The following is a 21960-nucleotide window of genomic DNA, read 5'->3' on the forward strand; positions in this document are numbered from 1 at the left end:
CTGCTACAGATCAAAGGCCTTCGCCAAGGCCTGCCGCGATCTCGGCCTCAAGCACTGGCGCCTATCAGTCGCCTCGCCCTGATCGAGGACAACCTGTTGAAGCTCCACAACTAGGTCGTCCAGCATCACAGTGAACCGCGTACGTAGTATTTTGTCGTAGGCGGCATTCTGGATAGCCGGATACGGGCTCTTCACCCGCTGCACCACCGATTGCGGGATGATGTCGCGAGAAACATTCACGGATTTCGTGAAAAAAGTGTACCCGCCGAAGAGCCCTACTCGCGGGGGCGGTGCAGCTGTCACTGCTCGTGTTCATGCGATGGACTAGGCCGGCCAGCTGTTGACGCAGCTCGCGGTAGTTGTAAGTCTCACCCGTGTAGACGAGCACCAAGTCAGGTCGGCCATCCCCCTGGAGCATCCTCGGCTGGCGGCCGCCCTGGATATCGATGATTGCCAGGCGGTGGTGTCCCAGCGCCGCAGGCCCGCCGATCCAAGTCCCCTCGTCGTCCGGACCGTGGTTCGCTATGGTGGCCGTCATATCGGCAAGCTCCCTTCGCGCATCGGGACCTCCGAGGTCTCGATTGAAGTCGATCCATTCACAGATGCCGCACAGGTTATGTCGCCGCATTTGGGCGAAGCAGATATAAGGCCAGTGGGAAACCATCGAGGCAAAGTGACGGATCTAGCCCAGCTACGATCCGCATCCGACATTGTCGGACATCGGACAGCACCGCGATTCGCTGCATAGGAAGCCTGGAGTCGCGATTTCCCCTGGGGGAATCAGCGCATGAAAGGAGAGCTGGGTCGTGTCTGCCGAAATGAGAAATTGCTCCCCCTTATTGCATCACCGAGGAATGTTACCCAGCGCGATAGACGGACATGCCCTATCTCCCCCCGTTGCAGCTGAGGGAGATAGGGGCCAGCTCTTCATTCAACCCTCATGGAGGATGATCAGCCCAGCCATTTCCATGCGCCGGCCTTCACAAGCCGTGCACCATTCAGGTTCTTTTCCTTGAAGCGCGACGATCCTTGTCAGACGTCGCAACACTTGCTGCCGAGAGCACGAGCTCTTCCTCGAGCATGCCTTGATCTGCGCCTCGAACGGCTCGCACATGCTGGGTTTCAACGACTTCGCAGAGGTTGATATTCTGCAGTGACTTCGTCTCGCTGCTGCACGGCATTGACGCTGGGAGCCATGCTCGCGTGGCGCAATTGTGCTGAAGCCGGTGCCCACGGCAACGTTTCTTAACCCGCCCCAGATCCTGGCGTTTGGCTATTTCCGACATTCGTGTCCGGCTTCGGACAAAGGCCGGGTTTGCCGAACGGAGTCGCACCCAATTTCCAGTGCTGCTTGAGCAATAATATCGACCGGCATTACTGCACAACACGAAAGTTGCTGCAAAAACCGAAGTGAACCCAAGGCATCGGGTCAATTGGCATGGCGCTTGCGACTCGGTCGATAGAACGCAGTCAAAATCACGGTTGCAGACCATGCCTACCTCTCAAAGCTCGATAAAGCACGCGAGCAAAATTCCCCGTCTCCGCGGAAGCTCGTCGCCGTTAAACGTGCCTGCTCGGGGGCGGTCTTGCACAAGACCGGTCCGAGGCAACCACGCCAAGGCGCGAGGCTGCCGGAACTGTCGACCGAAGTCGATGCCGCTTCAGTTTAACCGAAAAATGCACCGTACCACTTTGGCCTGGAAGCAAATCAATGACCTATAGAAAGAACGTTCCTCTCGTGACCTTTCGCACGCGTGTTCGCGATGAGTCGATCGGGGGGCCAAATCCTTATCAGTGGGAGAACAAGACCTCCGACGATTATTTCGGGGGCAAGCGCATCATCCTGTTCTCGCTGCCTGGCGCCTTCACCCCGACCTGCTCGACCTTCCAACTGCCCGATTTCGAAAAACTCTATGATCAATTTCTGGAACTGCGAATTGACGCGATCTACTGCGTCTCGGTCAACGATGCTTTCGTCATGAATGCGTGGGGAAAGTCCTTGGGGCTGCAGAAGATCGAGCTGATCCCAGACGGGTCGGGCGAGTTCACGCGCAAAATGGGCATGCTGGTCGCGAAGGACAATCTGGGCTTTGGCATGCGCTCCTGGCGATACGCCGCTCTGATCGACGATGGCGTGGTGGAGCAGTGGTTCGAGGAGGAAGGCTTCTGTGACAACTGCGAGACGGACCCCTATGGCGTTTCATCCCCGCAAAACGTTCTCGACAAATTGAAGGCGGCGGCATGACCCAGAAGTGGAAAGTCTCACACAACCCAAGCACACACTAGAGCCTCCTCGGCAGATCACGGTTCAACATGCATCTCTCAGCAAGCCTGCTTCAACGCCAGAAGCAACGTATGGTCTTATCGCCTCAAGCCATTGAAGCTATTCGCTTGCTGCGATTGACGCATACTGAACTCCATCAGCTCGTGCAGCAGGCACTCGAGAAGAACCCCGTTTTGAAGCCTGACCCGTTTGACGACGATTCGCCGCTGCCAGGGGTGGATCAGCGGAGCAGTCAAAGCAGAAGCGAAATCGGCGAATCGCCCATTGGCGGGCCGTCTGGCGGGCGCGGGCAATGGAAGTCGCAACGCAGTAGCGGCAACGATCGACCTGCCGTCGAGGAGTTTACCGCCCACACCGAAACATTGCACGACCATGTCGCCCGCCAGGTCGCCCTCAACCCGTTCACCCCCCAGGAGCGGCTGATTGCCGGACAGCTCGCCGCTCATCTGGAGGACACTGGCTATCTTCAGGTAAACCTTTTCGATCTGGCCAGGACGTTAAACGTTCGGCAAGCTGATGTGGAACGGGTCATCGGAATCTTGCAGCAATTTGATCCGCCGGGCATTTTTGCGCGAACTCTCAGCGAATGCCTGGAGATTCAGCTGCGCCAGCAAGACCGGTTCGACCCGGCTATGGCAGCTTTGGTCGCCAATCTCGAGATGCTTGCACGGGGGGATTTTCAGGGATTGAAGCAGCGTTGCGGAGTCGACGAGGAGGATCTCCTCGACATGAGGAACGAAATCCGCGCGCTCGATCCCAAGCCTGGAGACCGGTTCCAGTCCGGGACGCCGGAAACCATCGTACCGGACGTCTGGGTAATGCCCAAGTCCGAAGGTGGATGGCGGGTGGAGCTTGATCCGGCCACGCTGCCCAAAGTGTTGATCAACCACACCTATGTCGCCGAAATCTCGCAGCTGACCAAGCAAAATCCGGAAGGCAAAGCGTTTCTCGACAATTGCCAGGAAAAAGGGAACTGGCTGATCAGCAGTCTCAAGCAGCGCGCTAAGACGATCCTTAAGGTTGCGACCGAAATCGTGCGCCAGCAGGATGCCTTTTTTACACACGGCGCCGCCCATCTGCGGCCTCTCTGTCTCAAAAATGTCGCTGACGAGATCGGCATGCACGAGTCGACGGTAAGCCGGGTGACTTCGAACAGGTACATGTTGACTCCGCGCGGGGTGTTCGAGCTGAAGTATTTTTTCGCTGCGCCAATCGCATCCTGCGAGGGCGGCGATGCGCACTCCGCCAAAGCTGTCTGCCATCGGATCAAGGCAATCATAGCCGAAGAATCGCTCGACAAGGTACATTCCGACGAAGACATCGTTGCTCAACTCAAGGAGACCGGCATCGATGTCGCTCGCCGTACCGTCACCAAATATCGCGAGGCGATGAACATCCCTTCCTCCATACGACGGCGCCGCGATAAGCGTTTGTCCGCAGCTGCGATCAAGCGAAGTGACTAACCGACATTCGTGGTCGGCGAGAGGCGACTCTCAACTTCCTCCGGGCCGAAGCAGCTTTCGAAGTCATGGCATTCCCCGCAACTGGGTGCTGTGCATGACGAAAAGCCTTCGGCCTCACACAGCTTGCGGTAAAAGTACTTTTTCCATTTCATGTTTTCTGTGTTGCCTGCCGCCAGCGCGGGAAAATGTCTGGCAAGCAGGCGGCTGAGCTCAGCGCGATTTGAGAGGCCAAGATCCCGCCAAAGATGGTCCATGCGCATCGCACGCCGGGCGATGATCTTGGCCAAGCGGGCGCTCGCCGGGTCGGCCGGCGCAGCATGCGCTAGCAGCAGCCGGCGTAGCAGTTCCTCTTCCAGTTCCGGCTCGGGCTCGCTCAACTCCTCCAAAGCGAATACGCTGCTGGAGGTAGACGGGAAAGTTGCGGCCAAGACATCACGCAATTCGACAGACGAAAGGCCTGTCCCCTCCGTCGCCAACACCTCGCCCGCCTGGACCTCCTCAAGCGAACGTGAATGTACGCAGGGCAGCACATGCTGATCGAAGCTCCTCCCTAGCTCGGACCCACGCCATTGCGCGCTGGATAGGCAGCCATCATCGTAACGGCCGGCTTCAGCTTCCGGCATGACAAAGCGCCTTGTTGACCGCAGGGATGATCTTGTCGCCCCAGAGCTCGATCTGGCGCAGCATCGTCTTTTGGTCGAAGTCGCCCAATTGAGTCTGAACTGCGATCTGGTCCGGTTTCAAGATATCGATCTCTTCCAGCAGGCGATCAATCACGCGATTTACGCTGCCAATCGGCAAATTTTTGCGCATGGTCTCGAAGGACAGATCCTGCTGGGTCGGTGTCTCCTGCAGCAGGTAGCCATCGTGGCTCTGTTGGCGACGCTGATGCAGGGCTTCAGAAAGCCGGCGCTGGAAGCGGGCATTGTCGAGATAGCTGTTGATCTCCAACTCGTCGTGGCTGGCATAGCAGCAGCGCAGCAGCGATATCTTGACGTCGGTGACGTTCTTTTCCTCGGATGCCGCCGCCCTCTCGACTGATTCACGCAGTGTGGTCAAAGTCTCTAAGCCGTCGTGGAAGGCTGTGACAAAAAAATTGTGCCCCTCGCGGTAGGCCCGAGCCATCCGTGCGGCTCCGCCAGCGATCCAGATAGGCGGCGTCGGCTGCTGGACTGTGCGGACCGAAATCGCTGTTGGGGGGATCTTCTCATACTGGCCGTCGTGTTCGAAGACGTTTTGGTTGAGGCCCTTGAGAATGATGTCCAGGTATTCCGAAAAGACGGCCGGCGCCTCATCGATGTCCACGCCGAACCGTTCGAACTCGAACTGCTGGTATCCCAAGCCTACGCCGAGCTCGAGACGGCCGTTCGCAACGATGTCGGCGAAGCCGATCTCGGACAGCAGGCGCTGCGGTTGGTAAAGCGGCAGCACGCAGACGGCAGTGCCCAGGCGAATCGTGCTTGTCAAGCCGCCGCAGTGCGCCACCATCATCAGCGGGGATGGTATGAGGCTGTAATTGTTGAAGTGGTGCTCAGCAAACCACGCGGTGTTGAACCCAGCCTGCTCCGAAGCGACGGCCTGTTCGATGGAGTTGCGGATGACGCTTTCTGAGGATTGGTGATAGCCACGCTGGGCGGCCAGAATGAAAGTGGCAAATTCCATGATTTCTCCTCGTTATAGACACGTCAGCCGACCGGGAATGTGCTCGGCATGCGCATGCTTGGATCTCAAGCACCTCAGGTGCGTCGTGGAGCCGAGGCTTCATAATGCTCGGCCGGTCGCCCTGCGAAGGCCTGGCAATTAACCTGCGGCCTCCGCAAAACATTCGTCATAGAGCTCGCTGGCGTTTCCCGCATCACCGAACGAGGTCCAGCCGCCGTCCACGTAGAGGATCGAGCCGTTGATGTATGAGGCGTCAGACGAAGCAAGGAAGAACGATGCATCTGCGACGTCTTCTGGCCGTCCCATCCTGCCCATGGGGATGCGTCGTCCGATTGCTGTCAGGTCGATGCGGCCGGCTTTGGCCAACTGAGCAAGTGCGGGCGTGCGGATGTGGCCAGGAGCGACGGTGGCTGTCCGAATTCCGACCGGCCCGAGTTCGGCCGCCATGCAACGGGTCAGCATATCCATCCCCGCCTTGGAGGCGCCGTAGGCATGGCGCGGCGCGAACGGCAGAAAGCTGTCGATCGACCCGAGATTGAGGATCACGCCGCCCGGGCGCATAGCCTTGATCGCTTCGCGCGCGCAGGTGAAGGCGCCGGTAAGGTTGACATCCAGGACGTGTTCGAGCTGTTTCGACAGTTGCTCGATCGCAGGCACAATCCTGTCGGCGGTATCAGCACTATTGACCAGAACATCGATATACCCGAAGCGTCCCCTCAGTTCTTCGAACATCGACACCACATCGCTCTCGACGGCCACGTCCAGCGATTTCGCCAGATGCTTGCCGGGGAGCGATGTAGCCAGCTCTGCCGCTGCAGTGCCATCTTTATCAGCAATCACGACGGTGTCGCCGTTCGCGGCAAAGCGGCGAGCGACGGCCGCGCCAATGCTTTTTGCGCCACCGGTGACGAGCACGATTCGCGCATCTGTGCATTCGGCCGGACAGGAGAGCTCGGCTTGGAGCGCACCATCCACCGGCGGGTGAGCATCCCCCGGCTGGTTGAATGACATCCAGCCTCCGTCGACTGCCAGCACCGAGCCGGTGATGTAGCGCGCCTGCGTGCTGCTCAGAAAACGCACGACCCTGGCGATCTCGTCGGGGCGAGCCAAGCGCCCCATCGGCACGCGGCGGCGTATCGCCGCGAGGTCCATTTTGCCAGCGCGTGCCAGTTCTGTGACCATTGGGGTGCGGACGGAGCCCGGCGCCACCGCCGTGACGCGGATTCCTCGCATAGCCCACTCGCATGCAAGGGACTTTGTCAACGAGATCACGCCAGCTTTCGAGGCTGCGTAGGCGTTGCGCCTGGGATTGCCGACCACGCCCGCCATCGAAGCCACATTGACGATCGCACCGCCCGGCTTCATGCGCCGCGCCGCTTCCCGGGCCATAACGAATGGCCCAATAAGGTTCACTGTCACGCCGCGTCGGAAGGTATCGACAGCGGTGTCGATGATCCTATCCATCGTGGGTCCAACCGCCGCATTGTTGATGAGGACATCGATTTGCGCGAACCGTGCTTCGACCTGGCCGAAAAGTGAGAGCATGTCCTTCTCTCGCGACACATCGCACTCCAGACCGACGTGCGGCGACCCGAGATCCCGAGCCAGTTCAACCACACCACTGCCCGGAAGGTCCACCGCAACTACAGTGTCTCCGTCCGCGGCAAGGATATCGACCAGGGCACGGCCGATCCCGCCCGCAGCGCCTGTGATGATTACGGTGCGTGCTGCCAGTTTCACGAGAGCTTCTCCACGATGACCGCTTGTGATCTCAGCCCATCAACCTTGGGCGGAATGAAGGGCCGAGCCAAATCGTTGCAGTGACCGCCAGTCGCGGCCCCACACAGATGTCGTTCCCGTAGGGCGCTCATCCTCCATTCCTACCCACTTATGCAGCTCCCAGTTGGGGACCCTCGACGCCATCTTGGTCGGTGGGGATGTGACCCTTGAGCAACTGGTAGATGGGATCGTCTGGATGTGGTGCTCCAATCGGCTGTCGCCGGCCGAACCTATCTGCCTCAAGAATCGCTGGCGGGATTTGCTCCTCAACCCAATCGTAGACGACTGTCCGTTCCGCAATTCGCCACTCGTCCTGCCTCTTCTGAAACAGATCGCAGTAACGGCCGCAAAGCAGCGTCTGACGTATTTCTTGGTCTGTATCCGGTCCGCGTTGCAGCGCGGTGAAATAGCTCTCGACCGCGGCCTCTGCTGAACTGATGAAGTCGATCAGGCTGTTCGTGATTTGATGGATGTTACGGTGCCCCGGCAGACCGAGAGCAAATTGGATGAAGTCCTCTGCCGGTCCGCAATAGGGACCGTGCCTGTCATACGCTTCGGGCCAGTATGCGCTACGCAGCGCCGCCTCATCGGCGCGGTCTATCCCGCGGCAGTACCGATACAGGCAGTTGCGGATCGCCTCTCGGTCACGCAGTTCGGTAATTTTCGCGTGGTCGACAGGGTCTGTCGCGAATTGTATGATTGTTTTGTCCTTCCCGATGCCAGTCTGCACTTTGCGTGTGTCTCTCTCTACAACTGAGTTAGCGGGGGGCTCGTCAACTTCCAGAGCTTGTTCGGGGCAGGCTCGTACCCCTTTTGAGGCAAGCAGTTGCTCCCCATCGGCAACATCAATATCACCGGGCAAGATGTAGCCGGCGTCATCAAGCTTGAAGACTCTCGGCGCCCGCGCCCAGCAGCGCGCATGACCCTGGCATCTGGCTTTATGTACGACGACACGCATAGCGAACTCCAATGTCGTTGGCTGAAACTTCAGGACCATTCCAGGATCAGATTCTCGATCCCGAACACATGGCCGCCGAAGGTGATAGGTTCAGTCCCTGTCTTGATCCGAAAGGCTGGGATGCGCGCCAGCCACTCCTCCAGGCCAATGACAATCTCCCGCCGGGCAAGGTGTGAGCCAAGACAACGATGGGGACCATAGCCAAAGGCAGCGTGCCGGTTGTCCTCGCGCGCCAGATCGATCTCATTCGGGCATTCGAATTCCGCCGGGTCACGATTGGCAATCATCGTGGCACAGGAAACATAATCTCCCTTGCGGATCGGCGCGCCTTTGAAGTCGACATCCTTCGTTGCCACTCGGATCATCTGAATGGTCGAATAGGCGCGCAGCAATTCTTCCGCAGCGACGGCAATCCGGTCAGGTTCGCTTCGTAGCAATTCCTGATCTTTGGGGTTGCGCGCGAGATGGGCCAAGTCGAAGCATATGGCTGCTGAGACCGTGTCGAGTCCCGCGACGAACACAAGCACGCCGATGCCACGGACTTCTTCGTCACTGAGCAGACGACCCTCGACCTTTGCCTTCACGATGAAGGTCATGAAATCATCGACCGGCTCCTTGCGGCGCTCGGTGGCAAGTTCGTCGATGAAGGCCACGATCGTCCGGGCTGCGGGTGGTCGTTGCTCCTTATCGCCGTGGAGCAGATCTCTAGCCCAGCCGACAAATGTTTCTAGTCCGTTGTCCGAAAGCCCAATAAAGCGAAGGAAGATATTGACCGCGAACGGAACTGCAAAATCCTTCATGATGTCGCAGCTCGTGCCTGATGCGGCGATCCTGTCGATCAGCTTGATCGCTCGTTCCCGGACAGCCGGCTCCAATGCCATTACCCGCTTTGGCGAAAGCAGCGGATTGAGCAGTGAGCGAAAAACACCGTGGAATGGCGGATCGAGCTCAAGCGGGATCATCGGCCAGCTCTCGCCGAGCACAGAGGCGAAGATGCTGCGATGGCTGGAAAACGTTTCGGTGTCCTGCAGCACCCGGCGCTGGTCGCTCGCGCGAGTGATGACCCAGGTACCCCGACCGTCGCGCGTGTTGCTGGTTGAATAAAAGATCGGAGGCCCGGCATGAACGCAAGCAACCGCTGCATGCGGATCCCCGTTAGCCGTCGGCAACATGCCGGGCGACGTAAACAGGTTGAAGTCCCTCACCATTTCGGGCGGGACATGATCTGGAACCGGCCGCGATTTAACCGCGCCAGAATCGAGAGACCGTTCATGAGATGCTGTCGGCATTTGCATGCAATCGTCGGTGCAAGCTCCGTGCCGAATTCGTCTTTCGATAATCCTTGCCGTTTGCTGGGCAACAGGTGGCGCCTGCGCTGACTTGCTGGTCGGGATTGCAACATTCTTGTCCAGCGTGGGACACAGAATGTAGAATGCTAGACAGCGACTTGGAGCAACTCAACTGGTGGGATCGCTAGCCGATCATGTGCCCGGGGAGCATCCAGTTCGAAAGCTTGCGCTAAGCGGCTTGGTGACTTGGCCGAGGTCACCAGGTGGAAACGACCAACACTTGGGGTGAGCCTAGTGGCGCTCCCCTCGATGATGTCTGGCGGGGTGGTTAGCCGCCTCCGTAGGACAAGATCAGTCTACACGAATGGACTATAGCCTCTCCTCGCATGCCTCATTGGCCGTCCTTCAGAGCCGGCCACACGAGCTTTTGTCTTTCAGCAGGGCGTTTTTCTCGCCAGCTACAGAGCCACACCGACGCCATTAATGAGCGTCCAGTCGACGGGTTGGATGGCCCTGTCCATCTTGCCCAGCACCTTGGCTTAGCATTTGCCGGTGCGGCGGAAGCCTTCAAGACGCAGTTCTTGACCTTCTCCAGATCAGCCTCGGATGGATATCGGCAAGGGTTCAGCTCGTCCTTTTGAACTTGCGCATCTTCGTGTTGGCCAACCCCAGGCCGCCCGACATATTTGCGGTCTATCCGGCACCTCAACTTCGAACAACCTTGCGGCAAGCTCTTGGGATAGCCCACGCTCGTGCCTCCACCACCCGCTCAGCAGAGCCAGATTTGTCGTTGATGGCACGGAACTTGCGGAGTCATTCGCAGATGCGTCACGGACCGAGAGTGTCGTCCCATGAATTCGATCACCAAAAAGGCCGCCCGACGTTGCTGGGACCGCCTGCAATTACCTTATCCCAGAATTGGGAGCAACGGCTTCAAAAGGGATAACTCATCACCTCAATTTTGTCGATCGCGCGGCCATCGAACCGCAGCCATCGATCAGACTTCCGCCTCGTTGCACTCATTGCGACCGCCTTGGTGCTTGCGACAACCGCTCAATTCTGGCTGCCAGGATAACCACATATGGCGACGGAACTTCCTGCTTCAAAGCAATATAGAGATCGTCGATCATCCCCCCATCAAGGCCTCGATCGAGGACACCGCGTTCGGCTTGCTTGGTTCGCAGTGAACAGACCGCACTTCGACGAATGCGATCGATGCGACCGCGCCGAGAACTCTCCCGCATTGTCGACGGTTGGGTCCGTCGGCCCTCCGATGAGGCCTCGGATGCGTCGGGCTCCGAGGCCTCGACTGATGCCGACTGGCCGCCGCCGGAAGGTCTCGCGGCTTTGATCCCCGGCGATGTAGCCACCCCTGCTGCAACAGCTCCTAGCCGGAGAACTCATTCATGACCGAATCGGCGACAGATTTAGTGGACGCGGCTTTGTTCGACCGAGATCGGCTTGACCCAGAAAGTCCCTATCAACGTTCTGGCCCTGCATGGGGTGCCATCATTTCGCTTTCCTTCGGCACCTTCGGGCTTGTGACGGCAGAGTTTCTGCCCGCCAGCGTTCTGACACCGCTCGCGCATGATCTCCGTATCACCACGGGCACGGCTGGACAGGCGCTAACAGCGGCCGCAATCGTCGCGGCGATCTCGGCACCGATAATCGCCATCGTGACAAAGCGTCTGGACCGCAGGGTCGTCATCTGGGCGATGACGCTCCTGCTGATCCTGTCGAACGTTCTGGCGGAGGTTGCGGGGTCGCTGCCGGTTTTGCTGGCGGCACGCGTCGTCCTTGGCATATCGCTTGGTGGTTTTTGGTCAATTTCGGCAGCGTTGGCGATGCGGCTGGTTCCAAGTCACCTCATGCCGCGCGCCATGTCGGTCATCCTCACCGGCGTTTCTGTCGCCTCCGTCTGCGCGGCTCCAATCGGCGCTTATGTCGGTGACATTTGGGGATGGCGAGCCTCGTTCAAGGTCGCCGCAATCGTGAGTGCCGTTGCGCTGCTCGTGCAACTCGTAACCATTCCGCCACTGCCTCCGATCGAAGTGCGCAGATTCCGCAGTCCGCTGGATGTCGCGAAGAATCCGGCGATGAAGGTTGCGGTGCTAGTCGTGCTATTGGTCGCTTCCGGCCATTTTGCCAGCTTCGCCTACATCCGCGCCTTTCTCGAGAGCGTTCCTGCGCTCGACAAGAAGTCAATCCCGCTCGTGTTCCTTGCTTTTGGCACGGCCGGCGTCTTCGGCAATTTAGCCGGCGCATTCCTCACCAAACACAGTCTCAAGGCGGTCGCGGCCCTGCCGCCCCTGCTCATTGCCGTAGCCGCTGTCTCGCTCCTGACCATGAGAGCATCGGCCTTGACCTCGGCAATTGCAGTTGCCGTATGGGGCTTTGCTTTTGGCGCGGTCCCGGTCGGATTGCAGACATGGATGGTGCTACGCGCCGCTCCGAAACAGGCCGAGAGCGCTGGTGTACTGATGGTCATAACCTTCCAAGTGGCCATCGCAGCCGGCACAACTTGCGGTGGCCTATTGGTGGATCACACGGGTATTGCCAGTGTCTTTGTCTACAGCGCGGTTGCCACGTTCCTCGCTGTCTTGACAGTATTTTTGCTCGGCCCGAACCGCAAAACCTGACCGCCTGGTGGGGAGTGACGGTCGGCGGCGTTCACGCTATTGTCACCTCTGAGCTCGGCCCAAAGGCCGCGGCTTCGTCGTAACCATGCGGTCGATGGGGCAGCGCCAAATTGCTTCCTGCTCATCGCGTTGCGATAATACAGCGCGCTTATTGCGTCATCGTGTCCCCGGTCTCGGCTTCAATGCCCGGCTACTGGCTGCGGAGGCAGATGGGCGCCGGCGTCCCACCGACGACGATCGGTCTTTTCTCATGTAGCTGTCGGGGAAACGAGGCAGGTTTTCCGCCAGAACCCGCCAGTCGTCGCGCTCGCGTTCGCCTTCCTTGCGCGCACCGAACAACTGGATGATGATCTTGCCGTCGGACCCATATGCTTCGAGCGAGGTGACGTGACTGTCATTGGTCGGCTTGCGCACGGCCCAAACCTCACGGATTTGGTGGGTCCTGAGATGCAGCCGGAACGTTTCGTCCAGCACATGGATGCACGGCCCGATCTGCTTGACCGACTTGATTAAGCCGGAATGGGTCTGGATAGAACCTCGGTTGCCGACGAAGCACATGATCGGCAATTCGTCTTCGGCCGCACGCTGGAGCACGGCGCCAACTGCGGCATTGTCGAGCAGCCAAGCGTAATCCTGGCCGACCATGCGCAAAGCCTGGCAGCGGCTGAGCTTGAGCGTCTTTAGAAGGTTGACGTCAGTCAGCCGGCTCCAGTACTCGCGTAGGTCGTCCACCGTGCCGGCCCAGTCCGCAGTCCTCGCGCCCAGGTCGGCTACTCTCGCCTTAAGCGACATGGTCGGCTCCTGGTTGGCGGATACGAGCTCGGCCACCAGCTTTCGATAGGCATGAAGGTTGGAGACCGGCCTGAGATGCACCTTATGCACTGCTGCGCCGGCGGCGTCGAAGAATTGCAAACTGCGCTGGATTCCGCCGCGATGGCGCCTTTCAACAGCGAAACCATACCTCCAAGCCTGCGGGAAGACGCGAAGGTCGAATTCGTCACCAAGGACCATGGCGTGATTGTTGCCGGTTATCACTCTGTTGAAGACGCCAATCTTTTCGTGCACGGCACCTTGATTGCGGGTCAGCGCCGTCACTTCGCCCACGAATTCGAGGCCCGTCAGAAGGTGATTGACGCGCGGGTCGATGCGTGCCGCGCCGAAACCGCAATGGGCCGCGACCAGTTCCGCTTCCGAAATGGCCAATTGGGCGGCGAAATCACGCGCGGGAATGTTCGGACAGACTTCCCACGCACGCCGGATTTCGTTGGGCGACCGCTTCTTGCGCTGATCCATGTTTTTACCCCTGCCCCGTTCTTCTTTTGACGATCGATCGAAAAACGGGCCTCAGGGATGTGCACGGCGGACGCGATCGATCGTCAGGCACATGCCAGTCGAATCCTGTCTCCGGGCGGTCAGCGGCCAATCGCCGGTAGCGAGCGATTGTTGGGTGGTCGGCGCCAATCGGCCGATCGAGCATTCGGGTACCACCGGCGGTGCTGCTTTCCCACCAAGGCGGGTCTGATGGATCATATTGCTTTCCTTCGTTCTTCGATTGCGAGGGCAACCCAAAGGTGAATCGGCCGGCAATTTTGCCGCCGCAACGAAGGCTTCACAAAAATCGTGCCAGTTGCTCCGCGGCAAGCTCTGAACATCTTTGGCTCTGTTCATTGCTTTACGCGTGAGTGCATCGCGAACTCAGGCGCCCTTCCTGTGACGCGGACGCGACAAACCCGACAGTAAGTGTCGGTTGTCGGACGTCTCCCCAGCAATCGAGCATAAGAGACGTCGGGATGTCCTACGGTTTTTGACACGTCTTCCCTTTGGCACGGTCCATGCGAGATGATCCACGAAAACGCCGGACCGAGGAGAAATCGAGCCATGATTACGCTCACCGACAACGCTGTTGCCGCCATCAAGGCCGCTCTTTACCGCGCCAGCGAGCCGGCGGAAGGATTTCGCATCATGGTCCATGCCGGCGGCTGCGCCGGCTTCCAATACTCAATGGGCCTGGAGAGCGTCTCACGTGAGGGCGATGCGATCATCGAGCGAGATGGGCTCAAGGTGTTCATGGATAGAGGCTCCCAACCCCATGCCGCCGGCATGACCGTGGACTTCGTCACTGGGCTCGAAACATCCGGCTTTGTTTTCGATAACCCCAATGCGCGTGAGACGTGCGGCTGCGGCAAGTCCTGCAAATGATTGCGAGGGAACAGGCTATGTTCGACTATAGCGACGCCAAGGAATACTGCGTCGAACCGGTAACCGCCGGCGCTCTGGAACCGGCCGACACGCACTGTCGGCCCGGAACAATTGCGTTCGGTGATGCACCAAATCGCGATCATCGATCGTTGCCGTGGGCAAGCAAACAAAATTGCCCGAAACAGCTGAATTCCCGGCGGATGCCGCCACCAAAGGGCAATGTCGACAGCGACCGGTCAGCCAAGCCATCGCTCCCCCGGCCGCCCACCTTACCAGATACGATATGCGCCAGAGGTTCAATGGCCCGACTACCCTTGAATCATTTCAGCAGTTGAAGGATCACTCCCATGAACCCTGTCTATCTCGACAACAACGCAACGACGCGGGTTGATCCTGCAGTCGTTGGAGCGATGTTGCCTTTCTTTACGGAGCAATTTGGCAATCATTCGTCCATGCACGCCTATGGCGCATCGGTTGCTGAAGCCGTGAGAAAGGCGAGGCAACAGTTGCAAGCCCTCATCGGCGCGGGATTCGAGGACGAGATCATCTTCACCTCGGGCGGGACTGAAAGCGACAGTACAGCCATCCTTTCGGCGCTGGAGGTGATGCCCGACCGAACGGAAATAGTGACTTCCGCGGTTGAACATCCGGCCGTTCTGAAGTTGTGCGCGCACCTTGAGAAGACGCGCGGCGTCAAGGTGCACATTATCCCAGTCGATCACTACGGCCGGCTCGACCTGGACGCCTACAGAACCGCCCTCACCCCACAAGTGGCAATCGTCTCGATAATGTGGGCGAACAATGAGACCGGTACGATCTTTCCCGTGGTTAAGCTTGCCGATCTAGCCAGGGAAGTCGGCGCGCTTTTCCACACTGATGCAGTGCAGGCGGTCGGAAGGCTTCCGATTGAGCTGAAATCGACCGCGATCGACATGCTGTCGCTCTCCGCCCACAAGCTGCATGGTCCAAAGGGGATAGGCGCGCTTTATGTAAGACGTGGCGTGCGCTTCTCCTCCATGATCAAGGGTGGGCACCAAGAGCGCGACCGGCGTGCAGGCACTGAAAACACACCCGGCATAGTCGGACTGGGCATGGCGGCCGAACTCGCCTTGAAATTCATGGACGAGACAAAACGAATAAAATGGTTGCGCGACCGCCTTGAGAACGGGATCATCCAGCGCATCCCAAACACATCCATCAACGGCGATCCGCAAGAGCGATTGCCAAACACTGCAAACATTGGATTCGAAGGTATCGAAGGCGATGCAATTCCAATTGTCCTGAGCCGGCTGGGAATCGCCTGTTCCGCCGGGTCCGCCTGTGCCTCTGGCTCACTGGAACCGAGCCATGTTCTGATCGCTATGAACGCGGCATGTGGGGCAGTCCGCTTCTCCTTGTCGCGTGACAACGGCGAAGATGACGTAGACCGCGTGCTTGAGGTCCTGCCTGCGATCACCGAGAAGCTACGGGCCGTTCCCAGTGCTGGACTGTGCGGGCGAGGTGCAGAACAGCTTCATTCCGGCCCGGGTCCGAGCGGCACAATAGCCGACGAGCCGTGAGGTCTTCCTCAACGTGACGACCCTGCGCAAGGAGAGCAGTTAAACTCGGGGTCGCCTTCACCACTTCAGAAAAGCTTGAGATCGCCAAGTCTCTTGCCCAGCCGCCGTGCCAGAGGTCGGCACGCCGTCAGCAATGTCACCAATGCATCGACACCACAATTTCGCGCCGGGAGAATACAATGAACTGCTCCGCTGATAGCCGCCCGATCGATCGCACCGATATCCTAGCGCGACTGAAGGGCCTGTCGGCCGCGGAGGACTTCTTCGCCTGCCTTGACGTCTCCTACGACCCGAAAGTGATGAATGTCTCGCGGCTCCATATCATGAAGCGCGTGGGCCAATACCTTGCCGAAGAAGATTTCTCCGGTCTGCCTAACCAGGTAATCGCCGCGCGGGTGCGCGCCAAGCTGGAACGCGCCTACGAAGATTTCGCGACTTCCTCGCCGCTCACGCAACGTGTGTTCAAGGTGCTAAGGGACCACGATCCAAACATATGTCCCGCACCTGGCCGCGCCTTCGTCCCGCTCGACTCTGCACTGAAGCGGTTCGGAAAGTAATGAGCCCGACACGGCTGCGACGCGACAATGTCGAGAAGTCGACAAATCCAGTCCTCATGACGCCTCCTCGGAAGCAAACGAAGCCACCTTCTGGAATAGAGGCAGGAAGACGACTTGGCATGAACGATGCAGGCAATGAGGTGAACCGCCAAGCACGAATCCGGACTGGGAGCTTAGAGAAACCGCCAATGCATATCGTAGTCTGCATCAAGCAGGTGCCGGATTCGGCACAGATCCGCGTGCACCCGGTGACGAACACGATCATGCGTCAGGGTGTTCCGACCATCATCAATCCTTACGACCTGTTCGCCCTCGAAGAAGCGCTCAAACTGCGCGACGTTCATGGTGGCGAGGTTACTGTGCTCACAATGGGTCCGCCCATGGCGGAGGACTCGCTGCGAAAGGCGCTCGGTTACGGTGCTGACCGAGCAGTTCTCTTGACGGACCGCTATTTTGCCGGATCCGATACGCTGGCGACTTCCTTTGCTCTTTCGCAAGCAATCGCAAAAATTGGGGAGACTTTCGGCAGGCCGGACATCGTCTTCACCGGCAAGCAGACGATTGACGGCGATACCGCCCAGGTCGGACCGGGCATAGCCAAGCGCCTAGATTTATCGCAACTTACCTATGTCGCGAAGATTGCCTCCATCGATCTCGATACGCGAGAGATCGAAGTCGCTCGTCGCGCCGAAGGCGGCACCCAGTTGCTGAAGAGCAGACTCCCTTGCCTCATTACCATGCTGGAAGACACCAACGAAATCCGCCGGGGCTCGCTCCAGCAGGCTCTGTGCGCGGCGCGCAGCCAAGTCGTGAAGTGGACTGCAGCCGACGCCGGCATTGACGATCTCACCCGGTGCGGTCTGCGTGGCTCGCCTACAGTCGTCAAGCGTGTTTTCGCCCCCACCGCACGGGCAGAAAGGGCGGCGCAGATCGACACCGCGGAAAGGGGCTTGCAGGACATAGCCGATGAACTCATCGCCGATATCTTAACCCGCCGGCCGGCGCTGGAACATGAGCTGGCCTTCAACAGCGGCACGTGACGGCCAGGAGCAGAAAATGTCGACCGCAAGCCAAACTACCCCTCGCATTGCCCCCGGCCGTGCCGGTGTAAAGAAAGAACTTCCCGACCGTTTCAAAGACTACCGGCACGTGTGGGTCTTCCTCGAGCTCGAACGCGGCAATGTGCATCCTGTATCATTCGAACTGCTGGGCGAAGGCCGCAAATTAGCCGACAAGCTTGAAGTCCAGCTCGCGGGCGTCGTGCTGGGACCGCCGGGCGAGATGGTCGAGGACGCTGTTGCCGAGGCCTTCGCTTACGGGGCGGATCTTGTCTACATCGTCGATGCGCCGCCGCTCGCCGACTACCGGAACGAGCCGTTCGCCAAGGCGCTCACGGATCTGGTCAATACCCATAAACCCGAAATCCTCCTTCTCGGCGCGACCACACTGGGCAGGGATCTTGCAGGCTCGGTAGCGACGACCCTGCAGACGGGGCTCACGGCCGACTGCACCGAACTTGATGTAGATTCCGACGGTTCACTCGCCGCGACCCGTCCGACTTTTGGTGGCTCATTGTTGTGTACGATCTATACACTAAATTACCGGCCGCAAATGGCGACGGTGCGACCAAGGGTCATGCCTATGCCGCAACGGGTGGATAAGCCGGTCGGGCGTGTCATGCGGCACAAGCTGTCGCTCGTTGAGGACGATATCGTCACCAAAGTCCTCGGCTTCCTACCGGATAACCAGTCGGCAATGGCAAATCTTGCCTATGCGGATGTCGTGGTTGCGGGAGGCCTCGGTCTCGGAGCGGCGGAGAACCTTCAGCTTGTGAAGAATCTTGCCCGAGCGATCGGCGCCGAGCATGGCTGTTCGCGCCCCTTGGTCCAGAAGGGCTGGATGCCGGCTGATCGACAGATTGGACAAACTGGCAAGACCATTCGACCGAAGCTTTACATCGCGGCCGGAATTTCCGGCGCCATCCAGCACCGAGTTGGGGTCGAGGGGGCCGATCTCATCGTCGCGATCAACACCGATCCGAACGCGCCGATTTTCGAGTTCGCCCACCTCGGGATCGTCACGGATGCAATCCGCTTCCTGCCCGCACTGACGGAAGCCTTCACCCGGCGGCTGTCGCCGCACAGTCGAGACAAGCTTGCGAGTTGAGGGAGAGGACATGATTGAACAATTCGATGCCATTGTGGTCGGAGCCGGCATGTCTGGAAACGCAGCTGCTTACACTTTGGCAAGCCAGGGGCTGAAGGTACTGCAGTTGGAGCGCGGGGAATATCCGGGCTCTAAGAACGTCCAGGGTGCCATAATGTACGCGAACATGCTGGAGAAGATCATCCCGGACTTCCGGGATGATGCGCCCCTCGAGCGGCACCTGGTCGAACAGCGACTTTGGGTGATGGACGACACGTCTCACACCGGAATTCATTACCGGTCGGACGACTTCAATGAGGCGAAACCCAACCGCTACACGATCATCCGCGCCCAGTTCGACAAATGGTTTTCCCGCAAGGTGCGCGAGGCTGGCGCGACGGTCCTGTGTGAGACGACCGCGACGGAACTCGTCCGTGATGGCAATGGCAAGGTGATCGGCGTCCGCACAGACCGGGCTGGCGGAGTGGTCTTCGCGAATGTGGTCGTTCTCGCAGAAGGGGTGTCGGGATTGCTTGGCACTCGCGCAGGCCTGCGCGAGATGCCGAAGCCGGAGACCGTGGCGATTGCCGTCAAGGAAATGCATTTCTTGCCCGAAGAGGTCATTGGCCAGCGGTTCGGGGTGAAGGGCGATGAAGGCTGCGTAATCGAGGCCGTGGGCACGATCTCTCGCAGCATGGCCGGGCTCGGCTTCCTTTACACCAATAAGGAGTCGATTTCACTCGGCATCGGCTGCCTGGTCTCGGATTTCGCCGCGACGATGGAGAGCCCGTCCGCCCTCCTGGATGCGATGAAAAACCATCCTTCGATCCGGCCGCTGATCGCTGGCTCGGAGGTGAAAGAATATGCCGCCCATCTTATCCCCGAAGGTGGTTACAGGGCCATTCCGCAGCTATTCGGCGACGGTTGGGTCATCGTCGGCGACGCAGCGCAACTGAACAATGCCATTCACCGTGAGGGTTCGAACCTTGCCATGACCTCGGGTCGTGTCGCGGCTGAGGCGATCATCAAAGTCAAAAGCCGCAACGGTCCTATGACCAAAGCGAACCTTGCGCTCTACAAGACGATGCTGGATGACTCCTTTGTGATCAAGGATCTTAAGAAATACAAGGACATGCCAGCCTTACTCCACACCAATTCCAGCAACTTTTTTGACAGCTATCCGCGGTTGATGTCGCATGCCGCTCAGACCTTCATGCGTGTCGACGGCACGCCGAAGATCGAGAAGGAAAAGAACACCACGGCCGCCTTCATCAACGCGCGCTCGCGCTGGGGGTTGGTCAGCGACGCGGTCCGCCTGGCATTGGCATGGCGCTGAAGAGGGTACAAGATGACGATCGCAGTGACGAAGGTTCGTGTCGAGGACAAACTTTACCAGAACCGCTATCTGGTCGATTCCGGCCGCCCCCATATCATAGTGCGACCGCACGACAAGCCAAGCGCGAACTTGCTTGCGTTGACCTACGTCTGTCCGGCGAAATGCTATGAGTTGAATGACAAGGGTCAAGTCGAGATCACCGCCGACGGCTGCATGGAATGCGGCACCTGCCGGATATTGTGCGAGAAAGGCGGCGACATCGAGTGGAACTATCCGCGCGGCGGCTTTGGTGTCCTGTTCAAGTTCGGATGATCAGCCGGTGCCAAGAGCATGCCGGCAGCGAGCAACTGCGGCACACCATGAGCCTCTCCATCCACTTGCAAAGAGCTAGTGAATATTGGGTTTCGCAATTCAAGTTTCCTCGACTTGGTAGGGGTATCCTCAGGCCACGGGGCGCCTGTGCCGGACTTACCACCGGTAACGTGGTCGAGCCCCTTTGGACAATGTCCGGCCATCGTGCCGGATGGCAGCCACAACGGCCGGTGAGCAAATGGAACGGCACAATCCATGATAAAGACGTATGTGCTAGTGCATGGTGCCTGGCATGGCGGATGGTGTTGGCGGGACGTCGCCGCCAATCTTCGCAAGATGGGATGCCACGTGACCACGCCTACCCAGACAGGTGTCGGCGAACGCGCACGTTTGCTGTGCAAGGACATCACGCCCGACACATTCGTGACCGACATCGTCAACCACATTGTAACGGAAGAGCTGAGCGATGTGATCCTTGTCGGTCACAGTCTAGGCGGCATCAGCATCACCGGCGCCGCCGACCGGATACCCGACCATATCAGCCATCTCGTTTATCTCGACGGCGCCATCGTCGAGAGCGGTCAAAGTGTATTCAGCACCATGCCCCCCGACATCGTCGCCGCCCGTCGAAAATTGGTTGCGGAGGAAGGACGGGGTATCTTCATGCCGACTCCGCCGCCAACAGCATTCGGCACTCCCGAGGGACACTCGCTCACGGACTGGGTGCGGCGCCGGATAACACCGCATCCGGCAGGCACCTACGAAAGCGGACTTAAGCTCGAGCACCCGCTCGGCAACGGCAGACCCCGAACCTATGTCGTCTGCACTAATCCACTCCACCCGCCGATGGCGGGAGCGCGAGAATGGGTCGCGAAGCAGGATGGCTGGGCGTGGCAGGAACTCGCCACTGGCCACGACGCAATGATCCTCGCGCCGACGGAAGTTGCTCTCCTTCTTAGCGCTGTCGGCTGAGGAACCAAGTAGGGGGAGCGGCGGCCGATTCTCAGGCCGTGGCCTTGAGCTCTGGTGCAAGGATGTAGGCCCAACGGGTCGTTCCGGTGGCGCCACCGAAACCACTAGGCGGGAGTGGCCTGTCCTGCCGACGTCGCAAGCTTGCGAGCGTTCCGCCGCGGCCGCAGCCCGTAGCGCCGGGCAACCTCCGAGATCACCGCGTCGGCTCCAGGGTCTCGGAGATGACTCCGTGCCTTGTCGTCCATCGACCAATGCCGCCGACCAACAGCGCCGTTGATCACCCTCGAAAACGCCGAGGCTGCCGCTCAGGGTCAATCGTAAGTTCAAGTTCAGACACAAGCCGATCTCCGATCCACCTCAGAATCGGCAGGCCCACAGATCGCGGGTCCTCCTGGAAGGACACAGCGCTTACCCTTGAAATATGGAGAACCATGGCTTTGCGCCGTCGGCAGTTGAGCTGATCTCGCAATGCTATTTCCCCGGCAACGTCCGCGAGCCGGAGAACTGCGTGCTTGGCGTTCTCCTCTGGAAGGAACCAATCTTTCGGAACGTGGCAATGTCATCGACGAGCTCTCACGGGCCAGCACGATGCCGGTTCGGCGCATCGGCGCCCGCCTGAACACGAGATGGCCACTTGCGATTCTAACGATACGGCCGGACGGGGGCTGGGACCGCGGCGGACGAAGCGTGACGGCTGATCGACACAATGGAGAAGGCCGGCTGGGTTCAGGCTAATGCGGCTCGAATTCTCGGCCTCAAGCTGCGACAAGTCGGCTAGGCGATACGCCGGCATAGTATCGAGGTGA

At 59.3% G+C, this 21960-nt stretch carries 19 protein-coding genes and 2 pseudogenes; 12 read left to right on the forward strand and 9 right to left on the reverse strand.

Annotated features, from left to right (window positions below; genetic code table 11):
• Nucleotides 1-64: 64 nt before the first annotated feature.
• Complete coding sequence (locus tag E5X34_RS32965; protein ID WP_366664936.1) at nt 65-664, reverse strand: hypothetical protein; 600 nt, start codon at nt 662-664, stop codon at nt 65-67.
• Between the two features lie 1047 nt (nt 665-1711).
• Between E5X34_RS32965 and E5X34_RS30570 the strand changes: the two genes are divergently transcribed.
• Nucleotides 1712-2245, forward strand: coding sequence for a peroxiredoxin (locus E5X34_RS30570; protein WP_063169380.1), 534 nt, complete (start codon nt 1712-1714; stop codon nt 2243-2245).
• A gap of 68 nt (nt 2246-2313) precedes the next feature.
• On the forward strand, nt 2314-3747 hold the full coding sequence (gene rpoN, locus E5X34_RS30575) for an RNA polymerase factor sigma-54 (protein ID WP_063169381.1): 1434 nt from the start codon (nt 2314-2316) through the stop codon (nt 3745-3747).
• Here the strand turns inward: rpoN and E5X34_RS30580 are convergent.
• The 6 genes and pseudogenes from E5X34_RS30580 to E5X34_RS30605 form a co-directional block, all read right to left on the reverse strand.
• A complete protein-coding gene (locus E5X34_RS30580; RefSeq protein ID WP_063169382.1) occupies nt 3744-4370 on the reverse strand; it encodes a nitrogen fixation protein NifQ in 627 nt (208 codons plus the stop codon). The two genes, rpoN and E5X34_RS30580, sit on opposite strands and share 4 nt — an antisense overlap.
• Complete coding sequence (locus E5X34_RS30585) at nt 4357-5409, reverse strand: LLM class flavin-dependent oxidoreductase (RefSeq protein WP_063169383.1); 1053 nt, start codon at nt 5407-5409, stop codon at nt 4357-4359. Before E5X34_RS30585 ends, E5X34_RS30580 begins: the two co-directional genes overlap by 14 nt.
• A gap of 138 nt (nt 5410-5547) precedes the next feature.
• Nucleotides 5548-7149: an SDR family oxidoreductase gene (locus tag E5X34_RS30590; RefSeq protein ID WP_063169384.1), complete on the reverse strand. Its 1602-nt coding sequence runs from the start codon at nt 7147-7149 to the stop codon at nt 5548-5550.
• A gap of 148 nt (nt 7150-7297) precedes the next feature.
• Nucleotides 7298-7885 (reverse strand): nuclear transport factor 2 family protein, encoded by a 588-nt coding sequence (locus E5X34_RS30595; protein WP_050580531.1) that lies wholly within the window; start codon nt 7883-7885, stop codon nt 7298-7300.
• A gap of 138 nt (nt 7886-8023) precedes the next feature.
• Nucleotides 8024-8185 (reverse strand): annotated as a pseudogene (locus E5X34_RS30600) (ferredoxin); the annotation flags it as partial.
• Entirely contained in the window at nt 8176-9354 is a 1179-nt protein-coding gene (locus E5X34_RS30605; protein ID WP_063169385.1) for a cytochrome P450, read from the reverse strand. The gene E5X34_RS30605 and the pseudogene E5X34_RS30600, both read right to left, overlap by 10 nt.
• A gap of 1487 nt (nt 9355-10841) precedes the next feature.
• On the opposite strand from E5X34_RS30605, the gene E5X34_RS30610 reads away from it, so the two are divergent.
• Nucleotides 10842-12074 carry an MFS transporter gene (locus E5X34_RS30610; protein WP_063169386.1) on the forward strand — a complete coding sequence of 411 codons (1233 nt, stop codon included), beginning with the start codon at nt 10842-10844 and terminating at the stop codon, nt 12072-12074.
• A gap of 156 nt (nt 12075-12230) precedes the next feature.
• Here E5X34_RS30610 and E5X34_RS30615 read toward each other — a convergent pair whose 3' ends face one another.
• Entirely contained in the window at nt 12231-13367 is a 1137-nt protein-coding gene (locus E5X34_RS30615; RefSeq protein WP_082826587.1) for a ChuX/HutX family heme-like substrate-binding protein, read from the reverse strand.
• A 51-nt stretch (nt 13368-13418) separates the two neighbouring features.
• Nucleotides 13419-13742 (reverse strand): hypothetical protein, encoded by a 324-nt coding sequence (locus E5X34_RS30620; protein ID WP_126066777.1) that lies wholly within the window; start codon nt 13740-13742, stop codon nt 13419-13421.
• 210 nt (nt 13743-13952) lie between these two features.
• On the opposite strand from E5X34_RS30620, the gene E5X34_RS30625 reads away from it, so the two are divergent.
• From E5X34_RS30625 to E5X34_RS30665, 9 genes and pseudogenes are all read left to right on the forward strand, one after another.
• Entirely contained in the window at nt 13953-14273 is a 321-nt protein-coding gene (locus E5X34_RS30625) for an iron-sulfur cluster assembly accessory protein (RefSeq protein ID WP_029356570.1), read from the forward strand.
• 347 nt (nt 14274-14620) lie between these two features.
• Nucleotides 14621-15832, forward strand: coding sequence for a cysteine desulfurase NifS (gene nifS / locus E5X34_RS30630; RefSeq protein ID WP_063169388.1), 1212 nt, complete (start codon nt 14621-14623; stop codon nt 15830-15832).
• A gap of 179 nt (nt 15833-16011) precedes the next feature.
• Nucleotides 16012-16389 (forward strand): nitrogenase stabilizing/protective protein NifW, encoded by a 378-nt coding sequence (nifW, locus tag E5X34_RS30635; RefSeq protein ID WP_063169389.1) that lies wholly within the window; start codon nt 16012-16014, stop codon nt 16387-16389.
• Between the two features lie 188 nt (nt 16390-16577).
• Nucleotides 16578-17429, forward strand: a complete 852-nt coding sequence (locus E5X34_RS30640) for an electron transfer flavoprotein subunit beta/FixA family protein (protein ID WP_063169390.1) — start codon at nt 16578-16580, stop codon at nt 17427-17429.
• A gap of 16 nt (nt 17430-17445) precedes the next feature.
• Nucleotides 17446-18555 (forward strand): electron transfer flavoprotein subunit alpha/FixB family protein, encoded by a 1110-nt coding sequence (locus tag E5X34_RS30645; protein ID WP_024505237.1) that lies wholly within the window; start codon nt 17446-17448, stop codon nt 18553-18555.
• Between the two features lie 10 nt (nt 18556-18565).
• Nucleotides 18566-19870: an FAD-binding protein gene (locus E5X34_RS30650; RefSeq protein WP_063169391.1), complete on the forward strand. Its 1305-nt coding sequence runs from the start codon at nt 18566-18568 to the stop codon at nt 19868-19870.
• Between the two features lie 12 nt (nt 19871-19882).
• The gene (locus E5X34_RS30655) at nt 19883-20182 is read left to right on the forward strand and encodes a ferredoxin family protein (RefSeq protein WP_024505235.1); all 300 of its coding nucleotides are present in this window, start codon (nt 19883-19885) and stop codon (nt 20180-20182) included.
• A 255-nt stretch (nt 20183-20437) separates the two neighbouring features.
• On the forward strand, nt 20438-21154 hold the full coding sequence (locus E5X34_RS30660) for an alpha/beta fold hydrolase (RefSeq protein WP_063169392.1): 717 nt from the start codon (nt 20438-20440) through the stop codon (nt 21152-21154).
• Nucleotides 21155-21845: 691 nt separating this feature from the next.
• Nucleotides 21846-21932, forward strand: a pseudogene (locus E5X34_RS30665) (helix-turn-helix domain-containing protein); the annotation flags it as partial.
• Nucleotides 21933-21960: the final 28 nt, after the last annotated feature.

Source organism: Mesorhizobium sp., from assembly GCF_004963255.1.
Taxonomy (GTDB): domain Bacteria; phylum Pseudomonadota; class Alphaproteobacteria; order Rhizobiales; family Rhizobiaceae; genus Mesorhizobium.

Coding starts and splice junctions, on each gene's coding strand:
- E5X34_RS32965 (WP_366664936.1), bottom strand. CDS start 664: ATGGTTTCCCACTGGCCTTATATCTGCTTCGCCCAAATGCGGCGACAT.
- E5X34_RS30570 (WP_063169380.1), top strand. CDS start 1,712: ATGACCTATAGAAAGAACGTTCCTCTCGTGACCTTTCGCACGCGTGTT.
- rpoN (WP_063169381.1), top strand. CDS start 2,314: ATGCATCTCTCAGCAAGCCTGCTTCAACGCCAGAAGCAACGTATGGTC.
- E5X34_RS30580 (WP_063169382.1), bottom strand. CDS start 4,370: ATGCCGGAAGCTGAAGCCGGCCGTTACGATGATGGCTGCCTATCCAGC.
- E5X34_RS30585 (WP_063169383.1), bottom strand. CDS start 5,409: ATGGAATTTGCCACTTTCATTCTGGCCGCCCAGCGTGGCTATCACCAA.
- E5X34_RS30605 (WP_063169385.1), bottom strand. CDS start 9,354: ATGGTGAGGGACTTCAACCTGTTTACGTCGCCCGGCATGTTGCCGACG.
- E5X34_RS30610 (WP_063169386.1), top strand. CDS start 10,842: ATGACCGAATCGGCGACAGATTTAGTGGACGCGGCTTTGTTCGACCGA.
- E5X34_RS30615 (WP_082826587.1), bottom strand. CDS start 13,367: ATGGATCAGCGCAAGAAGCGGTCGCCCAACGAAATCCGGCGTGCGTGG.
- E5X34_RS30620 (WP_126066777.1), bottom strand. CDS start 13,742: ATGAACAGAGCCAAAGATGTTCAGAGCTTGCCGCGGAGCAACTGGCAC.
- E5X34_RS30625 (WP_029356570.1), top strand. CDS start 13,953: ATGATTACGCTCACCGACAACGCTGTTGCCGCCATCAAGGCCGCTCTT.
- nifS (WP_063169388.1), top strand. CDS start 14,621: ATGAACCCTGTCTATCTCGACAACAACGCAACGACGCGGGTTGATCCT.
- nifW (WP_063169389.1), top strand. CDS start 16,012: ATGAACTGCTCCGCTGATAGCCGCCCGATCGATCGCACCGATATCCTA.
- E5X34_RS30640 (WP_063169390.1), top strand. CDS start 16,578: ATGCATATCGTAGTCTGCATCAAGCAGGTGCCGGATTCGGCACAGATC.
- E5X34_RS30645 (WP_024505237.1), top strand. CDS start 17,446: ATGTCGACCGCAAGCCAAACTACCCCTCGCATTGCCCCCGGCCGTGCC.
- E5X34_RS30650 (WP_063169391.1), top strand. CDS start 18,566: ATGATTGAACAATTCGATGCCATTGTGGTCGGAGCCGGCATGTCTGGA.
- E5X34_RS30655 (WP_024505235.1), top strand. CDS start 19,883: ATGACGATCGCAGTGACGAAGGTTCGTGTCGAGGACAAACTTTACCAG.
- E5X34_RS30660 (WP_063169392.1), top strand. CDS start 20,438: ATGATAAAGACGTATGTGCTAGTGCATGGTGCCTGGCATGGCGGATGG.